Source organism: Streptomyces sp. KL109B (assembly GCF_030766935.1).
Classification (GTDB): Bacteria; Actinomycetota; Actinomycetes; order Streptomycetales; family Streptomycetaceae; genus Streptomyces.
Window position 1 is genome coordinate 105,551 of sequence record NZ_JASERL010000016.1, and the last position, 21,756, is coordinate 127,306.

General features: G+C 71.2%; 20 protein-coding genes. 11 read left to right on the top strand and 9 right to left on the bottom strand.

The window, feature by feature from the left end:
* Positions 1-65 precede the first annotated feature (65 nt).
* Positions 66-455, top strand: coding sequence for a YchJ family protein (locus RBJ65_RS37745; protein ID WP_306319301.1), 390 nt, complete (start codon positions 66-68; stop codon positions 453-455).
* Positions 456-605: 150 nt separating this feature from the next.
* Here the strand turns inward: RBJ65_RS37745 and RBJ65_RS37750 are convergent, their stop codons facing one another.
* Entirely contained in the window at positions 606-1,307 is a 702-nt protein-coding gene (locus RBJ65_RS37750) for a FadR/GntR family transcriptional regulator (protein ID WP_306319302.1), read from the bottom strand.
* A gap of 124 nt (positions 1,308-1,431) precedes the next feature.
* Here RBJ65_RS37750 and RBJ65_RS37755 point away from each other — a divergent pair, with 124 nt between their 5' ends.
* Positions 1,432-1,959, top strand: a complete 528-nt coding sequence (locus RBJ65_RS37755; protein WP_306319303.1) for a gluconokinase — start codon at positions 1,432-1,434, stop codon at positions 1,957-1,959.
* Positions 1,960-2,025: 66 nt separating this feature from the next.
* Complete coding sequence (locus RBJ65_RS37760; RefSeq protein WP_306319304.1) at positions 2,026-3,432, top strand: gluconate:H+ symporter; 1,407 nt, start codon at positions 2,026-2,028, stop codon at positions 3,430-3,432.
* A 65-nt stretch (positions 3,433-3,497) separates the two neighbouring features.
* Here the strand turns inward: RBJ65_RS37760 and RBJ65_RS37765 are convergent, their stop codons facing one another.
* The 4 genes from RBJ65_RS37765 to RBJ65_RS37780 form a co-directional block, all read right to left on the bottom strand.
* Positions 3,498-4,106 (bottom strand): cytochrome b/b6 domain-containing protein, encoded by a 609-nt coding sequence (locus RBJ65_RS37765; protein ID WP_306319305.1) that lies wholly within the window; start codon positions 4,104-4,106, stop codon positions 3,498-3,500.
* Complete coding sequence (locus tag RBJ65_RS37770) at positions 4,090-4,743, bottom strand: molybdopterin-dependent oxidoreductase (RefSeq protein ID WP_306319403.1); 654 nt, start codon at positions 4,741-4,743, stop codon at positions 4,090-4,092. The genes RBJ65_RS37765 and RBJ65_RS37770 overlap by 17 nt, the downstream gene beginning before the upstream one ends.
* Positions 4,744-4,952: 209 nt before the next feature.
* The gene (locus RBJ65_RS37775; protein ID WP_306319306.1) at positions 4,953-6,548 is read right to left on the bottom strand and encodes an APC family permease; all 1,596 of its coding nucleotides are present in this window, start codon (positions 6,546-6,548) and stop codon (positions 4,953-4,955) included.
* 33 nt (positions 6,549-6,581) lie between these two features.
* Positions 6,582-7,550 (bottom strand): hypothetical protein, encoded by a 969-nt coding sequence (locus RBJ65_RS37780; protein ID WP_306319307.1) that lies wholly within the window; start codon positions 7,548-7,550, stop codon positions 6,582-6,584.
* A gap of 196 nt (positions 7,551-7,746) precedes the next feature.
* Here RBJ65_RS37780 and RBJ65_RS37785 point away from each other — a divergent pair, with 196 nt between their 5' ends.
* From RBJ65_RS37785 to RBJ65_RS37800, 4 genes are read left to right on the top strand one after another with little or no spacing between them, the layout of a single operon-like run.
* Positions 7,747-8,637 (top strand): DMT family transporter, encoded by an 891-nt coding sequence (locus RBJ65_RS37785; protein ID WP_306319308.1) that lies wholly within the window; start codon positions 7,747-7,749, stop codon positions 8,635-8,637.
* 49 nt (positions 8,638-8,686) lie between these two features.
* Positions 8,687-9,223, top strand: coding sequence for an NUDIX hydrolase (locus RBJ65_RS37790; protein ID WP_306319309.1), 537 nt, complete (start codon positions 8,687-8,689; stop codon positions 9,221-9,223).
* Between the two features lie 39 nt (positions 9,224-9,262).
* Positions 9,263-9,655, top strand: coding sequence for a YidH family protein (locus RBJ65_RS37795; RefSeq protein WP_306319310.1), 393 nt, complete (start codon positions 9,263-9,265; stop codon positions 9,653-9,655).
* The gene (locus RBJ65_RS37800) at positions 9,652-9,978 is read left to right on the top strand and encodes a DUF202 domain-containing protein (protein WP_306319311.1); all 327 of its coding nucleotides are present in this window, start codon (positions 9,652-9,654) and stop codon (positions 9,976-9,978) included. Before RBJ65_RS37795 ends, RBJ65_RS37800 begins: the two co-directional genes overlap by 4 nt.
* An 18-nt stretch (positions 9,979-9,996) precedes the next feature.
* Here RBJ65_RS37800 and RBJ65_RS37805 read toward each other — a convergent pair whose 3' ends face one another.
* Positions 9,997-10,932, bottom strand: a complete 936-nt coding sequence (locus RBJ65_RS37805; protein ID WP_306319312.1) for an NADP-dependent oxidoreductase — start codon at positions 10,930-10,932, stop codon at positions 9,997-9,999.
* A gap of 202 nt (positions 10,933-11,134) precedes the next feature.
* Between RBJ65_RS37805 and RBJ65_RS37810 the strand changes: the two genes are divergently transcribed.
* Positions 11,135-12,163: a phosphotransferase family protein gene (locus tag RBJ65_RS37810; RefSeq protein WP_306319313.1), complete on the top strand. Its 1,029-nt coding sequence runs from the start codon at positions 11,135-11,137 to the stop codon at positions 12,161-12,163.
* 9 nt (positions 12,164-12,172) lie between these two features.
* Here RBJ65_RS37810 and RBJ65_RS37815 read toward each other — a convergent pair whose 3' ends face one another.
* Both RBJ65_RS37815 and RBJ65_RS37820 read right to left on the bottom strand, forming a co-directional pair.
* Positions 12,173-12,766, bottom strand: a complete 594-nt coding sequence (locus RBJ65_RS37815; protein WP_306319314.1) for a TetR/AcrR family transcriptional regulator — start codon at positions 12,764-12,766, stop codon at positions 12,173-12,175.
* A 27-nt stretch (positions 12,767-12,793) separates the two neighbouring features.
* Positions 12,794-14,485 (bottom strand): class I adenylate-forming enzyme family protein, encoded by a 1,692-nt coding sequence (locus tag RBJ65_RS37820; protein WP_306319315.1) that lies wholly within the window; start codon positions 14,483-14,485, stop codon positions 12,794-12,796.
* Positions 14,486-14,649: 164 nt separating this feature from the next.
* Between RBJ65_RS37820 and RBJ65_RS37825 the strand changes: the two genes are divergently transcribed.
* The 3 genes from RBJ65_RS37825 to RBJ65_RS37835 all read left to right on the top strand — a co-directional run bounded on the left by RBJ65_RS37825 (position 14,650) and on the right by RBJ65_RS37835 (position 18,750).
* Complete coding sequence (locus tag RBJ65_RS37825; protein WP_306319316.1) at positions 14,650-15,900, top strand: DUF1343 domain-containing protein; 1,251 nt, start codon at positions 14,650-14,652, stop codon at positions 15,898-15,900.
* A gap of 73 nt (positions 15,901-15,973) precedes the next feature.
* Complete coding sequence (locus tag RBJ65_RS37830) at positions 15,974-17,326, top strand: MFS transporter (protein WP_372341284.1); 1,353 nt, start codon at positions 15,974-15,976, stop codon at positions 17,324-17,326.
* A 128-nt stretch (positions 17,327-17,454) separates the two neighbouring features.
* Complete coding sequence (locus tag RBJ65_RS37835; RefSeq protein WP_306319405.1) at positions 17,455-18,750, top strand: serine-threonine protein kinase; 1,296 nt, start codon at positions 17,455-17,457, stop codon at positions 18,748-18,750.
* A 43-nt stretch (positions 18,751-18,793) separates the two neighbouring features.
* On the opposite strand, the gene RBJ65_RS37840 is transcribed toward RBJ65_RS37835, so the two are convergent.
* On the bottom strand, positions 18,794-21,643 hold the full coding sequence (locus tag RBJ65_RS37840) for a penicillin acylase family protein (protein ID WP_306319317.1): 2,850 nt from the start codon (positions 21,641-21,643) through the stop codon (positions 18,794-18,796).
* Positions 21,644-21,756: the final 113 nt, after the last annotated feature.

Sequence of the window (21,756 nt, forward strand, 5' to 3'; positions counted from 1 at the left end):
TACTCAGGCGCCGCAGGGGCTTGAGCGTCGGCGTAGGGGCTTGGATGGTCCGTCACAATGGGGGCATGTCGCGCATCAGCCCCACCCCCACCACCTGCCCCTGCGGGCTCCCCGTCGGCTACGAGGAGTGCTGCGGGCGGTATCACTCCGGTCGTGCCGCCGCGCCCACCGCAGAGGCGTTGATGCGGTCGCGGTATGTCGCGTTCGTGCGGCAGGACGCCCCGTACCTGTTGCGGACCTGGCATCCGGACACCCGGCCGCCCGGGATCGACTTCGGTGATGCCCCGGAGTGGACCGGGCTGGAGATCGTGGAGGCGGGTGACGGGTCGGCGTTCCATCAGCGCGGCACCGTCACCTTCCGCGCCCGGTACAAGGGCGGCGAGCTGCACGAGCGGAGCCGGTTCTCGCGCGTCGGCGGGGCGTGGGTGTACGTCGACGGGGACTTCATCGATTGACATGCTCCTCGGGCTGAAGCCCGAGGATTCTGGCCTTCCCTACCGGGTGCTGTGCCGCTCTGCGGCACAGCCTTGGGTGGGGAGGCGGGGCAGGCGGCAGGGCGGGGGGAGTCGGCCGCAACGGGTGGGGAACCGGATCCGGGATCGCGGTCAGGGTGCCAGGATGTCCAACTCCTGGAGCGCCCCGACCGCGATTTCGCGTGTCAGCTCCTCCGCGCGCTCCGCGTTCCGCTCGCGCACCGCCTCCGCGACCTTGACGTGCAGGCTGACGGCCGCCGGGTCCGGGTCCTCGAACATGACCTGGTGGTGGGTGCGGCCCGCGAGGACCTCGGCCACCAGGTCGCCGAGGTGGGCGAACATCTCGTTGCCGGAGGCGTTGAGGACGATGCGGTGGAACTCGACGTCGTGGCGGAGGTAGCCCTCCAGCTGGTGGCCGCGCGAGTTCGCCACCATGCCGAGTGCGCACTCCGTGAGGGCCGCGCACTGCTCCGCGCTCGCGTTGCGGGCCGCCAGGCCCGCCGCGACCGGTTCGACCGCGGACCGGAGGACCGTAAGAGAGCGCAGTTGGCGCGGCCGGTCGGAGCCGGCGAGGCGCCAGCGGATGACCTGCGGGTCGTAGACGTTCCACTCCGCGGCGGGCCGCACCGTCACGCCGACGCGGCGGCGCGAGGCCACCAGGTGCATCGACTCCAGGACGCGGACCGCCTCGCGCATGACCGAACGCGAGACTTCGTAGCGCTGCGCGAGTTCGTCCGTACGCAGGACACTTCCCGCGGGGTACTCGCCCGCCGTGATCGCGGGACCGAGACTTTCCAATACGCGGGCGTGCAGGCCCCGGCCCTCTGTGGTCATGGGACAACCCTAGCCCCGACCCCAATGGTCTGACTTATATGTCACACCCCCTTGAATTCATCTGACCATTGAGTTTCAGTGAGGTGTCACAGCGATGTCGAAGAAGACAGCGAGGCAGTACCCGATGAGCACCCCCCACGTCGTCGTGGTCATGGGCGTCGCAGGAACCGGCAAGACAACGATCGGTCCCCTGCTCGCCGAACGACTCGGCGTCCCCTACGCCGAGGGCGACGACTTCCACCCCGCGGCCAACATCGCGAAGATGTCGGCCGGCACCCCCCTGACCGACGACGACCGCTGGCCCTGGCTCGATGCCATCGGCCGGTGGGCGCACAGCCGGGCGGGGCTCGGCGGGGTGGTCTCCAGCTCCGCGCTCAAGCGGAGCTACCGGGACCGGCTGCGGGCCGAGGCTCCCGGCGCCGTCTTCGTCCACCTCACCGGCTCGCGCGAGCTGATCGCCGAGCGGATGGGGCATCGCGAGGGGCACTTCATGCCCACCTCGCTGCTCGACTCCCAGTTCGCCACGCTCCAGCCGCTCGCGGCGGACGAGGCGGGCGTGGCCGTCGATGTCGCGGGGACGCCGGAGGAGATCGCGGACCGGGCCGCCGAGGCCCTGGCCGGGCTCGGCTCTCCCGCCGCCCCGGCCTCGTAGGCCCTCCTCCTTTCCTGCCCGTTCCCCCCACCCCGTCCTCCCCCCACTCGTTCAAGGGATTAGACCGTGACCAGACTCAGCGTCGAGATGCTGGCAGCGGACACCGTCGAGCCGATCACGTCCGCGGGCCATGCCCAGCTCGGGATCGCCGTGCTCGCGGGCATCGCCGTCATCGTCCTGCTCATCACCAAGTTCAAGATGCACGCCTTCCTGGCGCTGACCATCGGCTCGCTCGCGCTCGGCGCGTTCGCCGGTGCGCCCCTTGACAAGGTGATCGAGAGCTTCAGCGCCGGACTCGGTGACACCGTCGCCGGTGTCGGCGTGCTCATCGCGCTCGGCGCGATCCTCGGAAAGCTGCTCGCCGACTCCGGCGGCGCCGACCAGATCGTCGACACGATCCTCGCCAAGGCCGGGAAGTCCGGCGGCAAGGCCATGCCCTGGGCGATGGTGCTGATCGCCGCCGTGATCGGCCTGCCGCTGTTCTTCGAGGTCGGCATCGTGCTGCTGATCCCCGTGGTGCTGATGGTCGCCAAGCGCGGCAACTACTCGCTCATGCGGATCGGTATTCCGGCGCTCGCGGGTCTCTCCGTCATGCACGGGCTGATCCCGCCGCACCCCGGGCCGCTCGTCGCCATCGACGCCGTCAAGGCCAACCTCGGCATCACGCTCGCGCTCGGCATCCTCGTCGCCATCCCGACGGTGATCATCGCGGGTCCGGTGTTCTCGAAGTACGCCGCGAAGTGGGTCGACGTCCCGGCGCCGGAGAAGATGATTCCGGCCCGTGCCTCCGACGAACTGGAGAAGCGGCCGAGCTTCGGCGCCTCCGTGCTCACCATCCTGCTGCCGGTCGTGATGATGCTGGCCAAGGCCCTCGTCGACATCATCGTGGACAACCCCGACGCCACCGTGCAGCGCGCCTTCGACGTGATCGGCAACCCGCTGACCGCGCTCCTCGTCGCCGTCGTCGTCGGCATGTTCACCCTCGGCCGCCCGGCCGGGTTCACCAAGGGCAAGCTGCAGTCCACCACCGAGAAGTCCCTCGCCCCGATCGCGGGCGTGCTCCTCATCGTCGGCGCGGGCGGCGGCTTCAAGCAGACGCTCATCGACTCCGGCGTCGGCGAGATGGTCATGGAGATCTCCAAGGACTGGGGCCTGCCGACGCTGCTCCTTGCCTGGCTGATCGCGGTCGTCATCCGTGTCGCCACGGGTTCGGCGACGGTCGCCACCGTCTCCGCCGCCGGTCTGGTCGCGCCGCTCGCGGCGAACATGACCGACACCCACACGGCGCTGCTCGTCCTCGCCATCGGCGCGGGTTCGCTGTTCTTCAGCCACGTCAACGACGCCGGGTTCTGGCTGGTCAAGGAGTACTTCGGGCTCAGCGTCGGACAGACGGTGAAGACCTGGTCGATGATGGAGACGATCATCTCCGTCGTCGCGGGTGCGCTGGTGCTGTTGCTGTCGCTGGTGATCTAGCGGCTCTGCCCGCACATGCTGTACGAGGGCGTCCCGCCGGTTGGCGGGGCGCCCTCGCCGCGTGTTCAGTCCAGCCACTCGCCGTGTTCGCGTGCCGCCCAGTCGCGGCGGACGAAGCCCGTGCGCATGCCCCTACGCGCCTCCGGGTCGCCGACCGCCATGCCGATGTGGCCCGCGATCACGATGCCGAGCGCGAGTGCCAGCCAGTCGTGCACGAAGGTGCTGCCGGTGCGTACGGCGAGCGGGGCGAGGTGCGTGAACCACATGAGCAGGCCCGTGCCGAGCATCAGCAGGACGGCTCCGGCGAGCCAGGCCGCCCAGAGTTTCTGGCCCGCGTTGAACTTTCCCGAGGCGGGGCGGCCGGGGCGGCGGCGCAGTGCGGCGCGCAGCCAGGCCGTGTCGTGTGCGGCGAAGCGGTTCAGGCGGCCCAGGTCCGCCCGGAACGCGCGGGACGCGAGGCCGAGCAGGAACGGGGCCGGAAGCAGCAGGCCCGACCACTCGTGGAGCGTGACCACGAGGTAGCGGCGGCCGACGAGTTCCGCGAGCTGGGGGACGTAGAGGCAGGCGGCGGTCGCGACGCAGATGCCCATCAACGTCGCCGTGGTGCGGTGGACCCAGCGTTCGGCGTGCGTGAAGCGGCGGACGGAGGGCGGGACTTCAGTGCGTAGGGGCATCGTCGCGTCCGTTCGAGCGGCCGACCCAGGCGTCGATGTCGTAGCCGCGTTCCTCCCAGTAGCCCGGCTGTACGTCGTCGGTGACCGTGATGCCGGAGAGCCACTTCGCCGATTTGTAGAAGTACATGGGGGCTACGTAGAGGCGGGCCGGGCCGCCGTGCGCGTGGCCGATGTCCTTGTCCTGCATACGCAGGGCGACCAACACGTCGGCGCGGCGGGCCTGTTGGAGGGTGAGGCTTTCGCTGTACGTGCCGTCGAAGCAGGTGAGGCGTACGGCTCGCGCGGTGGGGCGCACCCCCGCGGCGTCCAGGAGCCGCGAGAGCCGTACGCCTTCGAAGGGGGTGCGGGGGACGCGCCAGCCCGTGACGCACTGGACGTCGCGGACGAGGCGGGTCTGGGGCATCGCCTTCAGTTCGGGGAGCGTGTACGTCGACGGGTGGTCGACCAGGCCGTTCACCGTGAGGCGGTACGTGGTGGCGGACTTGTGGGGGACGGAGGCCGCCACGGAGTAGTAGCGGAAGCCGCCGCCGTTCGGGAGTGCGCCCGTGAGGCCGGTGGGGTCGTTCGCGGTGACCGTTTCGAAGGCGCGTTGGAGGGTGGGGGCCGCGGCCACGGTGAGGGTGCCCGCGGCCAGCATGCCGAGGACGATGCGGCGGCCCACCGGGGGGCCGTGGTCTGGTGTCACCCTTTGATTCGAGCACCACGGGTGGGGTGCGGGACAGGGGGGTGCGGTCGACGTCAGCGTTTCGTCACCTGTGGTGGCGGTCGCGGGGCTCCGCCCCGGACCCCGCTGCTCAAGCGCCGCAGGGGCTTGATTTGCCGGAACCGGGCCCCGGACCCCGCGCCTCAATCGCCGGCGGGGCTTGATTGGCCGGCGGGGCTTGAGGGGCGGGATTTTTGGTCGAGTTGGAAGGCCTCGTTGCCGAGGCCGATGCGGGCGTGGGTCTCGGGGTTGCGGCGGTGGAGGAGGAGGCCGTGGGCGGCGCCCGCCGCGGCGGCTGCCGCGATGATGCCGGGGAGGGCCCAGTTGAGGGCGGAGTCGGGGCCGGAGCCGACCAGGATGTCGAAGTCCTTGACCGTGTAGGCGGCGATGGCGAGGAGGGCGAGGCCCGCCGCGGCGGATGCGGTCAGGCGCCAGGCCTGGGCGCGGGCCGAGCCGCGGCGGGCGAAGAAGACGATGACCGCGAGGGAGGCCGTGGCCATGAGGAGGATGATGCCGAGCGCGCCCACGTTGCCGCCCCAGGTGAAGAGGCGCAGGACGGGGGCCGTGGGGTCGCCCTCGGCGCCGGAGTCCGTGAGGGCGAAGACGAGGACGGCGAGCGCCGCGATCACCGTGATGAGCACCGAACCCGCCGCCGGAGCCCCGCTCGTCCTGCTGGTGCGCCCGAACACGGACGGCAGCAGGCCCTCGCGGCCCATGGCGAACGCGTACCGGGCGACGACGTTGTGGAAGCTCAGCATCGCCGCGAACATCCCGGTGACGAACAGGACGTGCATGACGTCCGTGAAGGTCGAGCCGAGGCGGGCCTGGGTGAGAGAGAAGAGGAGGCCCGCTGATTGTTTCTGGGCCGTGCCGACGACGGCCCCGGGGCCCGTGGCCACCGTCAGCGCCCAGGAACTGATCGCGAAGAAGACGGCGACGCCGCCCACCGCCAGGTACATCACCCGCGGCACCAGGATGTGCGGGCGGCTGGTCTCCTCCGCGTACACGGGCGCCTGCTCGAAGCCCGCGAACGCCGAGATGCAGAAGCAGAGCGCGGTGCCGATGCCCACGCCTGACAGCGTTTCCGGGTTGAAGGCGTGCGCCGAGACCCCCTCGGGGCCGGGCGAGCCGAACGCCGCGATGTCGAAGACGACGACGAGCGCCACCTCGATGAGGAGCAGGACGCCCAGCACCCGCGCGTTGATGTCGATCTTCAGCAGCCCGCAGACGGCGACGACGGCGACCGCCACGAACGCCGGGATCCACCAGGCGATGCCGACGTCCAGGTACGTACGCGCCAGCGACGACACCTCGAAGCCGAACATGCCGAAGATGCCGACCTGGAACGCGCTGTACGCGACGAGCGCCACCAGCGCCGCCGCGGACCCGGCCGTCGGGCCGAGCCCCCGGGATATGTACGCGTAGAACGCCCCGGCGTTGTGCACGTGCCGGCTCATCTCCGCGTAGCCCACGCTGAACAGGGCGAGGACCACGCCGAGCGCCAGGAACAGCAGGGGCTGGCCCACCGCGCCCACCACCGCGAACGTGGTGGGCATGACGCCGGCCACCACCATCAGCGGCGCCGTCGCGGCCAGCACGGAGAGCAGCAGCCCCACCGTGCCGAGCCGACCGGCGCGCAGCGCGCCCGCCTCGCCCCGGTAGGTGTTGATGCCCGGGTCGGGCGGGGCGGCCTGGTCGGCGGGGTGCGTTGCCTCGGGTGGTCTCTTGTTCGCGCTCATGGGGAGTCCTTCGTGGCTGGAAGAGGCGGTGGGTCAGGGCGAGTCGAGTGCCGTGCGGCGTGCGGAGCGGAATGCCTCGTGCGGGTCCCGGTCGGCGTACGACCAGGGTTCGGGCGTGTTGTGCCGGCCGATCCGGTGGAACAGGGCGGTGGCCTCGGCCCGGTGTCCCGCGCAGTACTGCGCGTGCGCCAGGTAGTTGAGGTCGACGCGGCCGCGCGGGTGCGTGACGCCGGGCCGTTCGCGGGTGCCGCCCCACTGCAGCCACCAGTCGAACGCGGACTTCAGGACGAGCCGGGCCCGCCGCCCCGTCCAGTGCCCGGACAGCTCCGGATCGCCGTGGAGCACGCCCGCCCGCGCGAGCACCCGGTAGCGCTCGGCGTGCGCGACGACCGGGAGGAGCGCCAACGGCGAGTCGGGCGCGGCCTGTTCGACCGCCCAGGACGCGAAGTCGTACACCTCGTGCAGCGGGTCCTGGCCGACGTCGGCGCGCCGCTCGGCGAGCCGCGCGACCATCAGGTGGTGGGCGTGGTGGTGGCCGGGATGCCGCAGCCGCACCTCGTCGAAGAGCCGCACGACGTCCGCCTCGTCCCCCAACTCCCGCTCCAGGAGCAGCAGTCCGAGCCAGGGCGTCGGGTCGTCAGGGACGAGTTCGGCCGCTTCGGCGCACGCCGCGCGCACCTCGTCGGGGCGGCCGCGGCCGGCGACGGCGCGCAGCACGCTCGCGCAGGCGAGCAGCACGACGGCGTCCGTGGAGCCGGGTTCGGCGAGCAGCCAGTCGCGGGTCCAGACGCGCGCCGTGGGTTCGCGCGCGAGACCCAGCACGCGATGGCCGCGCAGGTCCCAGTCGGTGCCGGTGGCGCGGAGCAGAGACCTGGCGGCGGTCCAGCGGCCCTGCGCGAGGGCGGTGCGGGCCGTGACGAGTTCGGAGTCGTCGAGCGCGGGGTCGAAGGAGTGCGCGGGCTTCTTGCGGGAGCGCCCGAGCGGAGGCGGAGGTGGGGTCACCGCGGCGGGGTCCTTACGACTTTTCAGATATGGGTGATGATCAACGAACAGCAAAGCGGGTCGGGGGCGGTCGCGTCAAGGTCAAGCGGTGACGGACATCACCAACTCGCCGAAGAAGCAGGTGAGTTCGGCCGGAGGACAGCCGACTGCCGCCGCTCGCGCGCGGGGCACGGCGGGGGCCGCTATCGTCGACAGGGTGTCGGTTGTCGTCCTCGTCCTCGCCGTGAGCGCGGCGTTCTGTCTGGGCATCGGATTCGTCCTCCAGCAGAACGCGGCGGTGCGCGCCCCGCTCGGTGACTTTCTCTCGCCCCGGCTGCTGCTCGACCTGGTGCGGGTGCCGCGCTGGCTCGGCGGGATCGGTCTGATGGTGTGCGGGATGGTGCTGGGCGCGATGGCCCTCGGTCAGGGCGAGGTGTCGCTCGTCGAGCCACTGCTCGCCACGAACCTCCTCTTCGCCCTGCTGCTCTCCCGCCGCCAGACGAGACAGCCGCTCGGCCGCCAGGGCTGGGCGGGCCTCGTGCTGCTCGCGGGCGGCGTCACCGCGTTCATCGTGGCCGGTCAGCCGGAGGGCGGCAGCGCGGTCACGGATCCGCTGCGGCACTGGCTGATCATCGGCGTGATGGTCGGCGGGGCGCTGCTCCTCGCGGCCCTCGCCAAGCGCTCCCGGCTGAGCGCGGGGCCCGCGCTGCTCGCGGTGGCCGCGGGCCTGTTGTACGGGGTTCAGGACGCGTTGACGCGGGTGAGCGGTCAGCGGTTCGCCGCGGGCGGCTGGCCGGAGCTGTTCACCGGGTGGCAGCCGTACGCGGTGCTGGTGCTCGGGGTCACGGGGCTCGTCCTGGTGCAGAGCGCGTTCGAGACGGCGCCGCTGCGGATGTCGCTGCCCGCGCTGACGGCGGCGCAGCCGCTGGCCGGGATCGCGTGCGGCGTGGGCTTCCTTGGCGACCGGCTGCGGATGGACACGGCGGCGCTGACGTGGGAGGCGGTGGGGCTCGCCGGGATCGTGGCGGGTGTGGTGCTGCTCGGGCTGCACCCCGCGATGCCGGGCGCGGATACGGCGGGGCGGGACCGGGTGGGCGCGCCCCTTTAGACGGCTGTTCCAGACGACCGTTTTAGTCAGCCGTTCTAGCCTGCCGTTCATGAACTCCGCTCCCATGAACCCCTCCCCTACGAACCCCTCCGAAGAGATCCTCGACATCGTCGACGAGCACGACCACGTCGTCGGACAGTCGCCGCGCGGCGAGGCCTACGCGAAGAACCTGCGGCACCGCTGCGCCTTCATCCTCGCCAGGAACCCGGCAGGCGAGATCTTCGTGCACCGCCGCACCCCCACCAAGCTCGTCTTCCCCTCCCACTACGACATGTTCGTCGGCGGCGTCGTCGGCGCGGGCGAGACGTACGACGAGGCGGCGCTGCGCGAGGCGGAGGAGGAGCTGGGGGTGAGCGGGCTGCGGCAGCCAACGCCGCTGTTCAAGTTCCTGTACGAGGGCGGTGCCGGGCAGTCCTGGTGGTCGTACGTCTACGAGGTCACCTTCGACCTGCCGGTGCGCCCGCAGGTCGAGGAGATCGACTGGCACGGCTTCCTGAGCCCGGCCGAGCTGGAGCGGCGGATCGGCGAGTGGGAGTGGACGCCGGACGGGCTCGCGGCGTACGAGCGGTGGAAGGCGCACAGGTGAGCCGCGGGTCACAGGTGACCCGAAGGTAATGTGCCGGGCGTGATCGAATTCGTACGCAGCATCCGGCTCTGGTTCGCGCCGGAGCGGATCAGAGAAGAGGGTGACACCCCGGACTACCGGTTCTCGCTCGCCAACGAGCGCACCTTCCTCGCGTGGGTGCGCACGGCGCTCGCGCTGATCGGTGGCGGTTTCGCCGTGGACCAGTTCCTGCCGGACCTGCGCTGGGGCTGGCGCGTCGGGCTCGCGCTCGCGCTGCTCGCGGCGGGCGCGCTGTGCTCGCTGCGGGCCGTGGGGCACTGGGTGCGCAGTGAGCTGGCGATGCGGCGCGGCGAGGACCTGCCGGTGTCGAGGTTCCCGGCGGTGCTCGGTGTGGTGGTGGCGCTGGTGTCGGTGGCGATGGTGGTCATCGTGTTCGTGGGGTGGGAGGGGTGAGCGAGGCGGGGGCTGCCGTGCGCGACCCCGGCCTTCAGCCCGCGAGGACGCGGCTCGCGTGGCGGCGTACGACGCTGTCGGGCACGGTCGCGGCGGTGCTCGCGCTGAAGGCGACGCTGAGCAGCGATGCCGGTCCCGTCCGGTTCGTGGCGACGGCGCTGTGCCTGCTGCTGTGGCTGGGGTTCGTGGCGGTCGCGCACCAGCGGATCACCGGGCTCGCCCGGAACGAGGCCGCGCCGCCCATCATGACCCGGCGGCAGGCGGCGGCCGCGGCGCTGTGCACGGTGGCGATCACGCTGTGCGCGGCGGCGCTGCTCGTCTGACGTCCAGCTGCCGTACGGTCACTCGCCCCACGGGACCGTGACCACGATCTTCCCGCGCGTGTGCCCCGTCTCGATCAACTCGTGGGCGCGCGCCGCCTCCTCCAGCGGGAGCACCTGGTCCACGTGGACCGTCACCACGTCGGCCTCCGCGAGCTCCGAGAGGCGGGCGAGGTCGGCGGCGTCGGGGCGCACCCAGCAGTACCGGCCGCCGAGCCCGATCACGTCGCCGTCGGCGATGGAGGCGAGCCGGCCGCCGGGGGCGAGCAGCTCGGCCGAGACCCGCAGCGTGTCGCCGCCCACCGTGTCGAACGCCGCGTCGACGCCCTCGGGGGCCAGCGCCCTGACCCGTTCGGCGAGCCCCTCCCCGTAGGCGACGGGCTCCCCGCCCAGTTCCCGTACGAAGTCGTGGTTGCGCTCGCTCGCGGTGCCGATGACGCGGGCGCCGAAGTGCCGGGCGAGCTGCACGGCGATCGAGCCGACGCCGCCCGCGGCCGCGTGCACCAGGACGACGTCCCCCTCCACCACCGCCAGGCCCCGGGTCAGTACCTGGTACGCGGTGAGCCCGGCCAGCGGGAGGCCCGCGGCCTCCTCGAACGTGAGGTTGCGGGGCCTGCGGGCGAGGGTGCGCACGGGCGCGGCCACGTACTCGGCGAAGGTGCCGCGGGACAGGAAGTCCTCCCGTACGTAGCCGACGACCTCGTCGCCCGGGGCGAACTCGGTGACGGCGACGCCGGGTTGCACGACCACTCCGGACACGTCCCAGCCGGGGACGACGGGGAACACGGGGTCGAGCAGGGCGTCCAGGTGGCCGGCCCTGCAGTGCCGGTCCACGGGGTTCACGGCGGCGGCCCTGACCTTCACCAGGACCGAGTCGGGCCCCACCTTGGGGTCGCGGACCTCGCCGTACTCGAGGACTTCGGGGCCGCCGTACGAGCGGTAGCTGATCGCCTTCATGGCCGGAGGCTCCCACGCGCGGGGAGCGGGGGCATGCGGGGCGGGTCCGGGTGGGTGGGGCGCCGCGCGGAGGCGCCGTGGGGGCCGTGGGAGGGCCGTAAGAACGATCACGTTTCCGGGAGGGCCTGGACGTCATACCGACCGGTCGGCATGATGGCTGCCACTACTGCCCGGACACCGCCCGAATCCTCGGAGGACCGCCATGAGTCATCCCCCTGGCCTCGACCTCGACCAGCTGCGCGCGCACCTCGACCGGGAGCGGCCCGGACTGGTCGCGGGGCCGCTGTCCGGGCGGCTCATCGAGGGCGGGCGCTCCAACCTGACGTACCAGGTGAGCGACGGCGCCACGAAGTGGGTGGTGCGCAGGCCGCCGCTGGGGCACGTGCTGGCGACCGCGCACGACATGAAGCGGGAGCACCGGGTGATCGCGGGGCTGCACCCGACGAACGTGCCGGTGCCGGAGCCGGTGCTGCTGTGCGAGGACGAGGACGTGATCGGGGCGCCGTTCTACGTCATGGAGTTCGTCGAGGGCACTCCGTACCGCACCTCCGACGAGCTCGCCCCGCTGGGCGCCGAGCGGACCCGGGCCGCCGTGCTCGGGCTCGTGGACACGCTGGTCGACCTGCACGCCGTCGACCCGGCCGCGGTCGGGCTCGGCGACTTCGGCCGGCCCGAGGGCTTCCTCGACCGGCAACTGCGGCGCTGGGGCAAGCAGTTGGAGGGCTCCCGCAACCGCGACCTCGCCGGCATCGACGAGCTTCGGGAGGCACTCGGCCGCGAGCTCCCGACGTCCCCCGCGCCGACGATCGTGCACGGCGACTACCGGCTCGACAACGTGCTCGTGCGCCAGGATCCCGACGGCGTCGACCGGATCAAGGCGATCCTCGACTGGGAGATGTCCACGCTCGGCGACCCGCTCACCGACGTCGGCCTGCTCGCGATGTACAGCGCCGACCTCGACATGCCCGAATCCCCCATCTCCACGACGTCCTCGGCCCCCGGCCACCCCTCCCCCGCCGAACTGATCGAACGGTACGCCGAGCGCTCGGGCCGCGACGTCTCGTCGATCTCCTGGTACACGGCCTTCGCCTGGTTCAAGCTGGCCGTCATCCTGGAGGGCATCCACTACCGCTACACCCTCGGCCAGACGGTCGGCGCGGGCTTCGACCGCATCGGCGAACTGGTCCCGGTCTTCATCGACCACGGCCTGCGAACGCTGGGCAACGGCTGACCCGCACCATCACGGCCGAAGCGCGCGCAGCAACAAGTCGGCCAATTGGTCGGCGAGTTGCTGCGGCGTCAACGCCCCGTCCGGCCGGTACCACGTGGACAGATGGTGGATCGACCCGAAGTGGTAGTCGACCACCAGGTCCGCCGCCGGCTCGGACGAGAAGACGCCCGCCTTCTGCCCCTCCTCGATCAGCGCCCGGAACCGCTCGTGGTACCGCCTCCGCTCCGCCCGTACCTGCTTGTTCTTCTCCGGGCTGAGGTGGTGCATGGACCGGAAGAAGATCGAGGCGTCGTCGAGGTTGTCGACCGTCGTCACGACGACGTCAGCGGCGGCGTCCCGCAGCCGCTTCTCGACCGGCTCGTCCCGGTCCGCGAACGCGTCGAGCCGCTCCTGCTGGAGGCGCAGCACGCGCGCGTACACCTCGTGCAGCAGATCGTCCTTCGAGCCGAAGTAGTGGTAGAGGGCGCCCTTCGTGACGCCCGCCGCCTCCACGATCTCCTGCACCGACGTGCGGTCGTAGCCCTGGGCGGCGAACAGCCTGGTGGCGGCCGCGAGGAGTCGTTGCGGGACGGGCGTGCCGTCGCCGTCGGTCGTCCTGGGCACTGCCGCCACCTGCCTTTCCGTAGTTCTTCAGCCCTGCTGGCCTGACGGGGAACGCAGTTCCCGCCGGAGGATCTTCCCACTCGCCGTCTTCGGCAGCTCGCCGAGGACCTCCACCTCACGGGGGTATTTGTACGCGGCGAGCCGTTCCTTGCAGTACGCGGACAGCTCGTCGGGGCTCGCCGCCCCGCCGGGACGCAGGCTGACGTACGCCTTCACGCTCTCGCCCCGGTACGCGTCGGGGATGCCGACGACCGCGGCCTCGCGCACGGCGGGGTGGCCGTAGAGGACGTCCTCGACCTCGCGCGGCCACACCTTGAAGCCGGACGCGTTGATCATGTCCTTCTTGCGGTCGACGACGTACAGCCAGCCGTTCTCGTCCATGAATCCGATGTCGCCGGTGCGCAACTCCCCGTCGGGGAAGCCCTCTTCGGTGGCCTCCGGCCGGCGCCAGTACCCGGGCACGACCTGCGGCCCGCGCACCGCGATCTCGCCGTGCTCGCCGAACGGGACGTCCGCCCCGAGGTCGTCGACGATGCGCACCACCGAGTCCGGCCCCGGCACGCCGACCGCGAGCGTCCCCGACGCCGGGTCGACCGGCGCCTCGACGCCCGGCGGCACGGACGCGCAGGGCGCCGTGCACTCGGTGAGGCCGTACCCGTTGTGGATGTACGGGCCGAAGTCCGCGCGGAACTTCTCCACCAGCGCGGGCGGCACCGGCGCCCCTCCGGAGGAGATGGTGGAGAACGACGCGAAGTGCTCCCGCGTCGCCTGCGGCTGCGCGCCGAGCGCCATGAACGCGGTCGAGGGGCCGACCGTGTACGCGGGCCGGTGCTCGGCGAACGCGTCGAGGACGACGCCCGGTTCGAAGCGGTAGGCGAGCGCGAGGGTGCCCGCGTTGGCGAAGGACGCGACGAGCTCGCAGACCATGCCGGTGATGTGGAACAGCGGCGCGAGCGCGAAGTAGACGGCGCCCTCGGGGAGTCCGAGGCCGGTGCGCTGGCGCTCGGCGTTGAAGGTGATGTTGCGGTGCAGATTGGTGGCGCCCTTCGGGGTGCCGCTGGTACCCGACGTATAGCTGATCAACGCGATGTCGTCGCCGGTGAGTTCGCGACCGTCGGGCGCCTTGTGTCCCGCGTGCGCGACCGCCACGAGGTCGTCGGCGTCGGACGCCGCCGGTGCGACCCGCTCGAAGTTCAGCACCCGCTCGTCGTTCCGCGTCTGGAGGTCCAGTTCGCAGCCGGTCAGCGCGATGCGCACCGGGGAGTCCGCCGCCGTCTCGCGCAGATACGACTCCCAGGCCCGGTCCGAGCAGACGAGCGCGGTCACCTCGGCGTCGTGCAGGACGTGCCGCACCTCCCCCGCCTTGTACATCGGGTTCACGGGCACCACGATCGCGCCCGCCTTGAACGCGCCGAGCAGCGCGAGCACGAAGTGCGGCGAGTTCTGCAGCATGATCGCGACGCGCTCGCCGCGCTCCAGGCCGCGGGCGGCGAGGTGACCGGCCACGGAGTCGGAGAGCGCGTCCACGTCGGCGTAGGTGAGGCGGCCGTCGAAGTAGGCGAGGGCGGTGCGGTCCGGGGCGCGGCGGACGGCGTCGGCGAAGGCGTGCACGACGCTCGCGGCCGGGGCGACCGGGGCCTTCTGCGCGTCGTTGAGCACGCCGAGCCAGGGCCTGGCCGCGTAGATCGAACCGGACTGTCCCTGCGAAACGTGCACCATCGGTCTCCTTCGAAAGCTCCCCGAAAGCTCCGGCCTGCCGGGCAGACTAACCAGTCGGTATGTCGGCGCGGAAGGGCTTCACCGGTGCCGGTTCGTTCCGCGGGGCGGATTGCACGACTAACGTGCGTGGCCATGCCGGTCCGGACGAGCACGGAGGTTCACGCATGAACATGTCGAGACGAGGGCTGCTCGCGGCGAGTGCGGGCGTCGCGGGTGGCCTCAGCGCAGGCGGCGGCTCGGCGAGCGCCGCGACCGCGGTCGGCGGCCCCCGGCTGCGTACCGGCTTCGAGCGCCTGGTGGACAGCGGGTACGCGGTCCTCGCGGGCCAGAAGGTCGGCATGGTCACCAATCCGACCGGGGTCACCCGCGACGTACAGCACATCGTCGACGTGATGCACGCCGACGAGCGGGTCGACCTGAAGGCGGTGTTCGGGCCCGAGCACGGCTTCCGGGGCACGGCGCAGGCGGGCGGTTCGGAAGGGAAGACGGAGGACCCGGCGACCGAACTTCCCGTGTACGACACGTACTTGAAGAGTGGCCGGGCGCTCGCCGACATCTTCACGGAGTCCGGCGTCGACACGGTCGTCTTCGACATCCAGGACGTGGGCGCCCGCTTCTACACGTACATCTGGACGCTGTACGACTGCATGGAGGCGGCGGCGCTCGCCGGGAAGCGGTTCGTGGTGCTGGACCGGCCGAACCCGGCGACCGGGCGGAACGCCTACGGGCCCGTCCTGCACAAGGAGTTCGCGACGTTCGTCGGCCGCCGCGAGATCTCCCAGGCGCACGGCATGACCGTCACCGAGCTGGCCCGCCTCTTCAACGGCGAGTACCTGGAAACGCCCGTCGACCTTGAGACGGTGCTGATGAGCGGGTGGAAGCGGCGCGACTTCTACGACGCGTCGGGGCTGCCGTGGGTGCCGCCGAGCCCGAACATGCCGACGCCCGACACGGCGCTCGCCTACTCCGGCACCTGCCTCTTCGAGGGCACGAACCTCTCCGAGGGGCGCGGCACGACCCGCCCCTTCGAACTCATCGGCGCCGAGGGCATCGACCGGAAGTGGGCGGCGGCCGCCAATGAACTCGGCCTGCCCGGCGTGCACTTCAGGGAGGCGTACTTCGCTCCGACGTTCTCCAAGTTCCAGGGCAAGACGATCGGCGGCGTACAGGTGCACGTCGACGACCGCGAGGACTTCGACCCGGTGCGCACCGGCATCGGCCTCCTCGTGACCGCCAAGTCGGCCTGGAACGGCTTCGCGTGGCGCTCGGACAACTGGATCGACAAGCTCACCGGGTCCACGAAGGTCCGCACGATGATCGACGCGGGCGCGTCGACGGCCGAGGTGGTGGCCGACTGGCAGGGCGAGCTGGCCGCGTTCCGGGACGTACGGCGCGAGTACCTCATGTACAAGTAAGCCTCGTCTCGGAATCCGGGACGGGTATTCCAAGATATTGACTGGACCGTACACGGACAACGACAGTCGGCTCGTGCTCAAAGACGACTCAACCAGGGAAGACGGCGCCCCGGCCGACGCGCCGCAGGCCCCCGAACCGGACGCACCGGACGCTCCGGAAAGCCAGGAGAGCCTGCGCCGCGTGGCCGTGGCCAGCTTCATCGGCACGGCCATCGAGTTCTACGACTTCTACGTCTACGGAACGGCCGCCGCGCTCGTCCTGAACGCCGCGTTCTTCCCGAACCTCACCCCGATCAACGCCACGCTCGCCTCGTTCTCGACGTACGCCGTCGCGTTCGCGGCCCGCCCGATCGGCTCGCTGATCTTCGGTCACTTCGGCGACCGGATCGGCCGCAAGTCGGTGCTCGTGGCCTCGCTGCTCCTGATGGGGCTTTCGACGGCGTTCGTCGGACTGCTGCCCGGCTACAGCACCCTCGGCCTGTGGGCGCCGGTCCTGCTGGTGCTGCTCCGGTTCCTCCAGGGCGTTGGGCTCGGCGGCGAGTGGGGCGGGGCGGCGCTCCTCGCGGTGGAGCACGCGCCGAAGGGCAAGCGCGGCCTCTTCGCGGCCTTCCCCCAACTCGGCCCGTCCGTGGGCTTCTTCGCCGCCACCGGGATCTTCTGGCTGCTGTCCGAGTCGCTTTCGGACGACGCGTTCAAGTCGTGGGGCTGGCGCATCCCGTTCCTGCTGTCGTTCCTGTTGGTGGCGGTCGGCCTGTTCGTCCGCCTGAAGATCAGCGAGACTCCGGTCTTCGCCAAGGTGATGGAGCGGCAGGAGGCCAGCAGGGCACCGGCGTTGGAGGTGTTCAAGCGGCACCCGAAGGAGATCCTGCTCGGCGCCGGCGGCATGATCATCGCGTACGGGCTCTTCTACACGGCCACCACGTACTGCCTCGCCTACGGCACGTCGACGCTCGGCGTGCCGCGCTCCACGATGCTCGCGGTGTCGCTGGTGGCGTGCCTGTTCCTCGCGGCCGGCACCTGGCTCGCGGCGACGCGCTCCGACGCGGGCGGGCGGCGCAAGATGGTCCTCGCGGGCTCCGGGCTCGCGATCGTGTGGGGCCTGGCCCTGTTCCCGCTGATGGACACCGAGAAGCCGGTACTCATCGCGCTCGCGCTCGGCGGCGCCCTGTTCTGCATGGGCGTGGTGTACGGGCCGATGGGCGCGTATCTGCCGGAGCTGTTCGGGGCGAAGGTGCGCTACTCCGGCGCCTCCTTCGCGTACAACCTGGGCGGCGTCCTCGGCGGCGCGGTCTCCCCGCTGATCGCGACGCGGCTGCAGAGCGCGCTCGGCTCGTCGTCGGTGGGCTGGTACGTGAGCGCGATGGCGGTCGTGTCGCTGCTGTGCGTGCTGGCCCTCCCGGAGACGCGGGAGCGCCAACTCGGCTGACCCGTACGCCACTTGACCACTCCGTCATTTGGGTCATTTGACGGCCGGACATCTGGCCAACCCCCTGGTACGGCGGGACGATGCGCGGCACGCGTTGCCCGCACGACGCCTACCACGGGGGTTTCGCCATGTCCGCGTCCCAAGCAAAAGCACCTGAAGTCCATGTACGTCCCTACTGGGAGCTGACGTTCGACGCCGACGGCGATCCGAACGTCCGGCAGCTCGCCAAGGTCCTGCGCGAAGCGCCCCGGGTGCACGACCTGGTGGTCTTCGCGCACGGCTGGAATAACGACCACTCGATCGCGACGCGCCTGTACGACCGCTTCTTCGCCCCCTTCCCCGCGCTCGCGGCGGACGCCACCGTCGGCTACGTAGGGGTGTTCTGGCCGTCGATGCGGTTCACGGACGAGCCGATCCCGGACTTCGACCCGGCCGCCGCACGGGCCGCCGCCGCCAAGGCGCCGCGGACCACCCTCGACAAGGGCACCCGGCACGCGCTCGCCGAGGTCTTCCCGCGCGGCGCGCCCGTCGTCGACCTGATCGCGCGGCGCCTGGAGGAGCAGCCGGACGCGGCGTCCGCCTTCGACGAATTCGGCGGTCTGGTACGGCAGTTGGTCGGCGTGAGCCCTTCGGCGGCCACCGCCGACCTCACGGAGGACGGCGGGCAGCACAGCACCCCCGCGATGCTCCACGAGGACACCCGGAGCGTGTGCCTGGAGTTCGCCTCGGCCCTGGAGACGGCGGCGGGCCCCGGCGCCGCGGCCTCCCTCAGGCTGCCCGGCGGCCTGGAGAAGGCGTGGCGGGGCGCGCACGAACTGCTGCGCCAGGCCACGTACTTCGCGATGAAGCGGCGGGCCGGAAAGGTCGGCCAGACGGGGCTCGGCCCCGCGCTCGGCCGGATCGCCGAGGAGGCGCCCGGGGTGCGGGTGCACCTGGTGGGGCACAGCTTCGGCGCGCGCCTCGTCTCCTTCGCGCTGGCCGGGCTGCCGAAGGCGGCGCGCAACGTGAAGTCCGTGACGCTCCTTCAGGGGGCCTTCTCGCACTACGCGTTCGCGCCGAGGGGCGCGCTGAACGGGCGGCAGGCGCGGGTCGACGGGCCGATGGTGGCGTGCTTCTCGCGGTACGACACGGCGCTGAGCGTGATGTATCCGCTGGCCTCCCGGCTCGCGGGCGACGACCGGGAGCTGCGCGACCTCGGCGAGCGGTGGGGCGCGCTCGGGCACGACGGCTTCAAGGAGGTGGCGGGCGCGGTGCGCTTCACGCTGGCGGACGTGCTGCGGGCCGGGGTGCCGGGCGCGGGCTGTGTGAGCGTGGACGCGGCGCAGGTGGTGCGCGACGGGCCGCCGCCTTCGGGGGCCCACAGCGACATCTGCCACGAGGAACTGGCGCGGGTGGTGCTCGGGGCGGGGCGGATCACCGGCTGACCGGCCGACCGGAGGAGCCGGTGATCCGCCCCGCGCCCGGGGGTCAGCGGTGCGCCGGGAACTCCACGACCTGCTGGTACGTGGGCCGGTTCTGCCACTGGACGGAGCGGTGCGTGATGCCGCCGACGGCGCGGTGCGCGATGCTGTCGGCGCACCACTGGTCGCCCGCCTTGCAGGCGTCGTCACCGGGGTACACCTCGGTGGCGGGCTCGGCGGCGGCCTCGGCGAGCGTGGCGAGGAGCGCGTCGCGGCAGGGCGACAGGTCGCCGGAGCCGCAGTACGTGTCGCCCAGCTTGCCCTTGACCGGCTCGCCGAGCACCGACCGCAGGTCCTTGTCGACGTAGCCCCACCAGCCGTACTGGAAGGCCGATCCGGCGTGCGAGCCGGTGGGCCCGTGTCCGGCGGACGGCGCCTCATCGACGGTCAGTTGGGCGGTGAGCGACTTGTAGAGGTCGTCGCCGAGGCCCGGCTTGAACTCGGCCTCGACCAGGCGCGGCCACCACGCGTCCATGAGGCGTACGGCGTCGGGGTGCGCGTACGTCTTGGAGCCGGCGGACGTCTGGTTGCGCTGCGCGCCGTCCTTCTCCCAGGCCTCCAACTGCTCGACGGCCTTGGCCAGTTCCGGGGAGCCGCCGAGCGGCTTGCTGCGGATGACCTTGAGGAGTTCCGGGAGGACCTGCTCACCGCGCAGGTCGGTGACGGCGGCCTCCTCCATGGCGCGGGTGAGCGCGGCCCGGGTGACGCCGCCGCGCTCGGTCAGCTTCTTCACCCGGTCGTTGAGCAGGTCGGCGCGGTGCACGGCGCCCATGCTGAAGTTGGGCGAGGAGAAGCCCTTGGCCTGCTTGTTGTTCCAGGAGACGTAGTAGTCCTGGTCGACCGAGTTCGGGTGCTGGGACGGCGGCGTCTCGGCGGACGTGTTGTCGGCCGGGTCGAAGTCCTTCCACTCATAGTCCTGTTCGCCGCGCACCGGCAGCGACATGTCGACGTCCTTGGCACGCACCGGGTTCGTACCGCTGTTGTAGTACGCGATGTCGCGCGAGTCGGCGTAGAACCAGTTGAACGCGTAGTTGATGTGCTGCGCCGCCTTCTGGAACGACGCGGCGTCCTTGACGTACGACGGGTCGTTGAGCATCTGGAAGCCGAGGATCGAGTCGGCTTCGTGGCGGTAGGTGGAGCGAAGTGCCGTGTAGGCGACGGGTTTTCCGTCGACGGTGGCGCGGTGCGAGACGATCCCGTACTTCGTACGGAAGACCTGCATGCGGTAGGAGCCGGCGGCCGTGGAGTCGGCGATCGTCGGCTTCCAGGCGTTCTTCTTCTCCATCTTCTCCATGGGCGTGCAGGTGCCCCGGTACATGTACGAGGCCGACTGCCGGGTGGGCGTGGAACCGTCGGGCTCGCACAGCGGCACGGCGTACGTGTCGGTGATGTCCTGCGTCGCGGAGGTCGCGGACCACGCGTAGTCCTGGCCGCGCCCGAGCTGTACGTACATGCCGACGCCCGCGAAGGAGACGCCGCGCGCGCTGATGCCGGGGCCCTGGAGCTCCTGCATCATCAGCAGCTGGGGCGCGAAGTAGCCGGTCTGCGGGCCGAACACGGCGACCGGGTTGCCGGAGGCGGTGTGCTTGCCGGAGACGAGGAGGGCGTTGGACATGCCCTTCTTGGAGGCGGAGCGGCTGAACAGGTCGGAGGGCAGGACACCGTCGTCGTTCATGCCCTGGAGCGGCTTGAGCTTCTCGGGCGCCTTGACGGGATCCTTCTTGGCCTCCTTGGCCGCCGCCCCGGACTGCTCGGCGGCCGAGCCCTCCCGGTCGTAGACGAGTGGCTCCTTCTCCACCGAGTCCTTGTCGGGAAGCGCCTGCCCGCGCGCGTGCTCCGGCTTCTCGCCGTACGGGAAGCGGGTGCCGTCGTGGATCGTGGTGACGGTCTCCGGGTCGTCACGGCCTCGGAAGGACTCCCAGACCTCGGTGCCCTTCTCCACGCCGTACTTCTGCTGCGCCTTGAGCAGCGAGAGCGCGGCGTCGACCTCTCCGCCGCCGCCGTTGCCGAAGAGCCCGCCGACCACGGAGGCGAGCGCGATCATGTCGGTGACCTTGAACGGCTGGATCTCGCCCACGTTCGTGATCGCGTCGACCTTGCCCGTGAGCACGTACTCACCGGGGAAGTAGCGGCCCTTCTTGGACTTCTCGCGGTAGGCGTTGAGGCCGTCGATATAGGCCTGCGCGTCGTCCATGGCCTGCTTGCCGCGGGCGCCGCCGGTCCGCTTGATGTAATCGACCTGTTGTTCCAGATCCTTTTCGGTGTACGGGGCCTGCGGCCAGAACTCCTGCTCGAGTCCCTGGTTCGCGAGGGCGCCGCCCGCGAACGAGGTCAATTCCCCGCGGCCTATGTGACGGAACAGGTCGATCAGCCAAAGGCGGTCCTGACCTGCGGCGAAGCCGGCCCCGAATTCTGTTCCGTAGCGCGAGGAACCTTTGATGTGGGGTACGCCGTTCTTCTTGTCACGGGTGATTGTCACGTCGTCGCGAGGCCGCGTGACGGACTCGACCGACCCGTCCTTGACGCCGAAGGAGGAATCGTTGAAGAAGTCGGTGAGTGTGTCGTCGGTGAGAGACGGATACCCGGACGACAGCGCGTCATAGGGACCGAGTTGATCGTCGGCGTGCGGAGGCTGGGTGCCCAGCAATTTGTTGCCGAGGATCTGGGCGAGTGTGGCGCTGCCGTTCGCGCCGGGCGGGAGGATGTCCGCACACTGCCCCTGGCAGTAGTCGGCGGCTCTCTCCTGAGGGGGTTCGGCAGCGGAGGCGGTCGGGGCGGGAGAGAGCAGTCCGGCGGTGAGTACAAGTGCCGCGAGGGCCGTAACTCTCTTTACAAGTCTTCCCGTAAGGCTTCCCATGGCGCCGGAGGTTACCGACGGTTAGCCAAAGACAGAAGATGAACATGCGTCACGTTTTCGGAATCAGCACAGGGACCACTCAGGTACTCCCAAGCCTCAGAAGGTGACCGTGA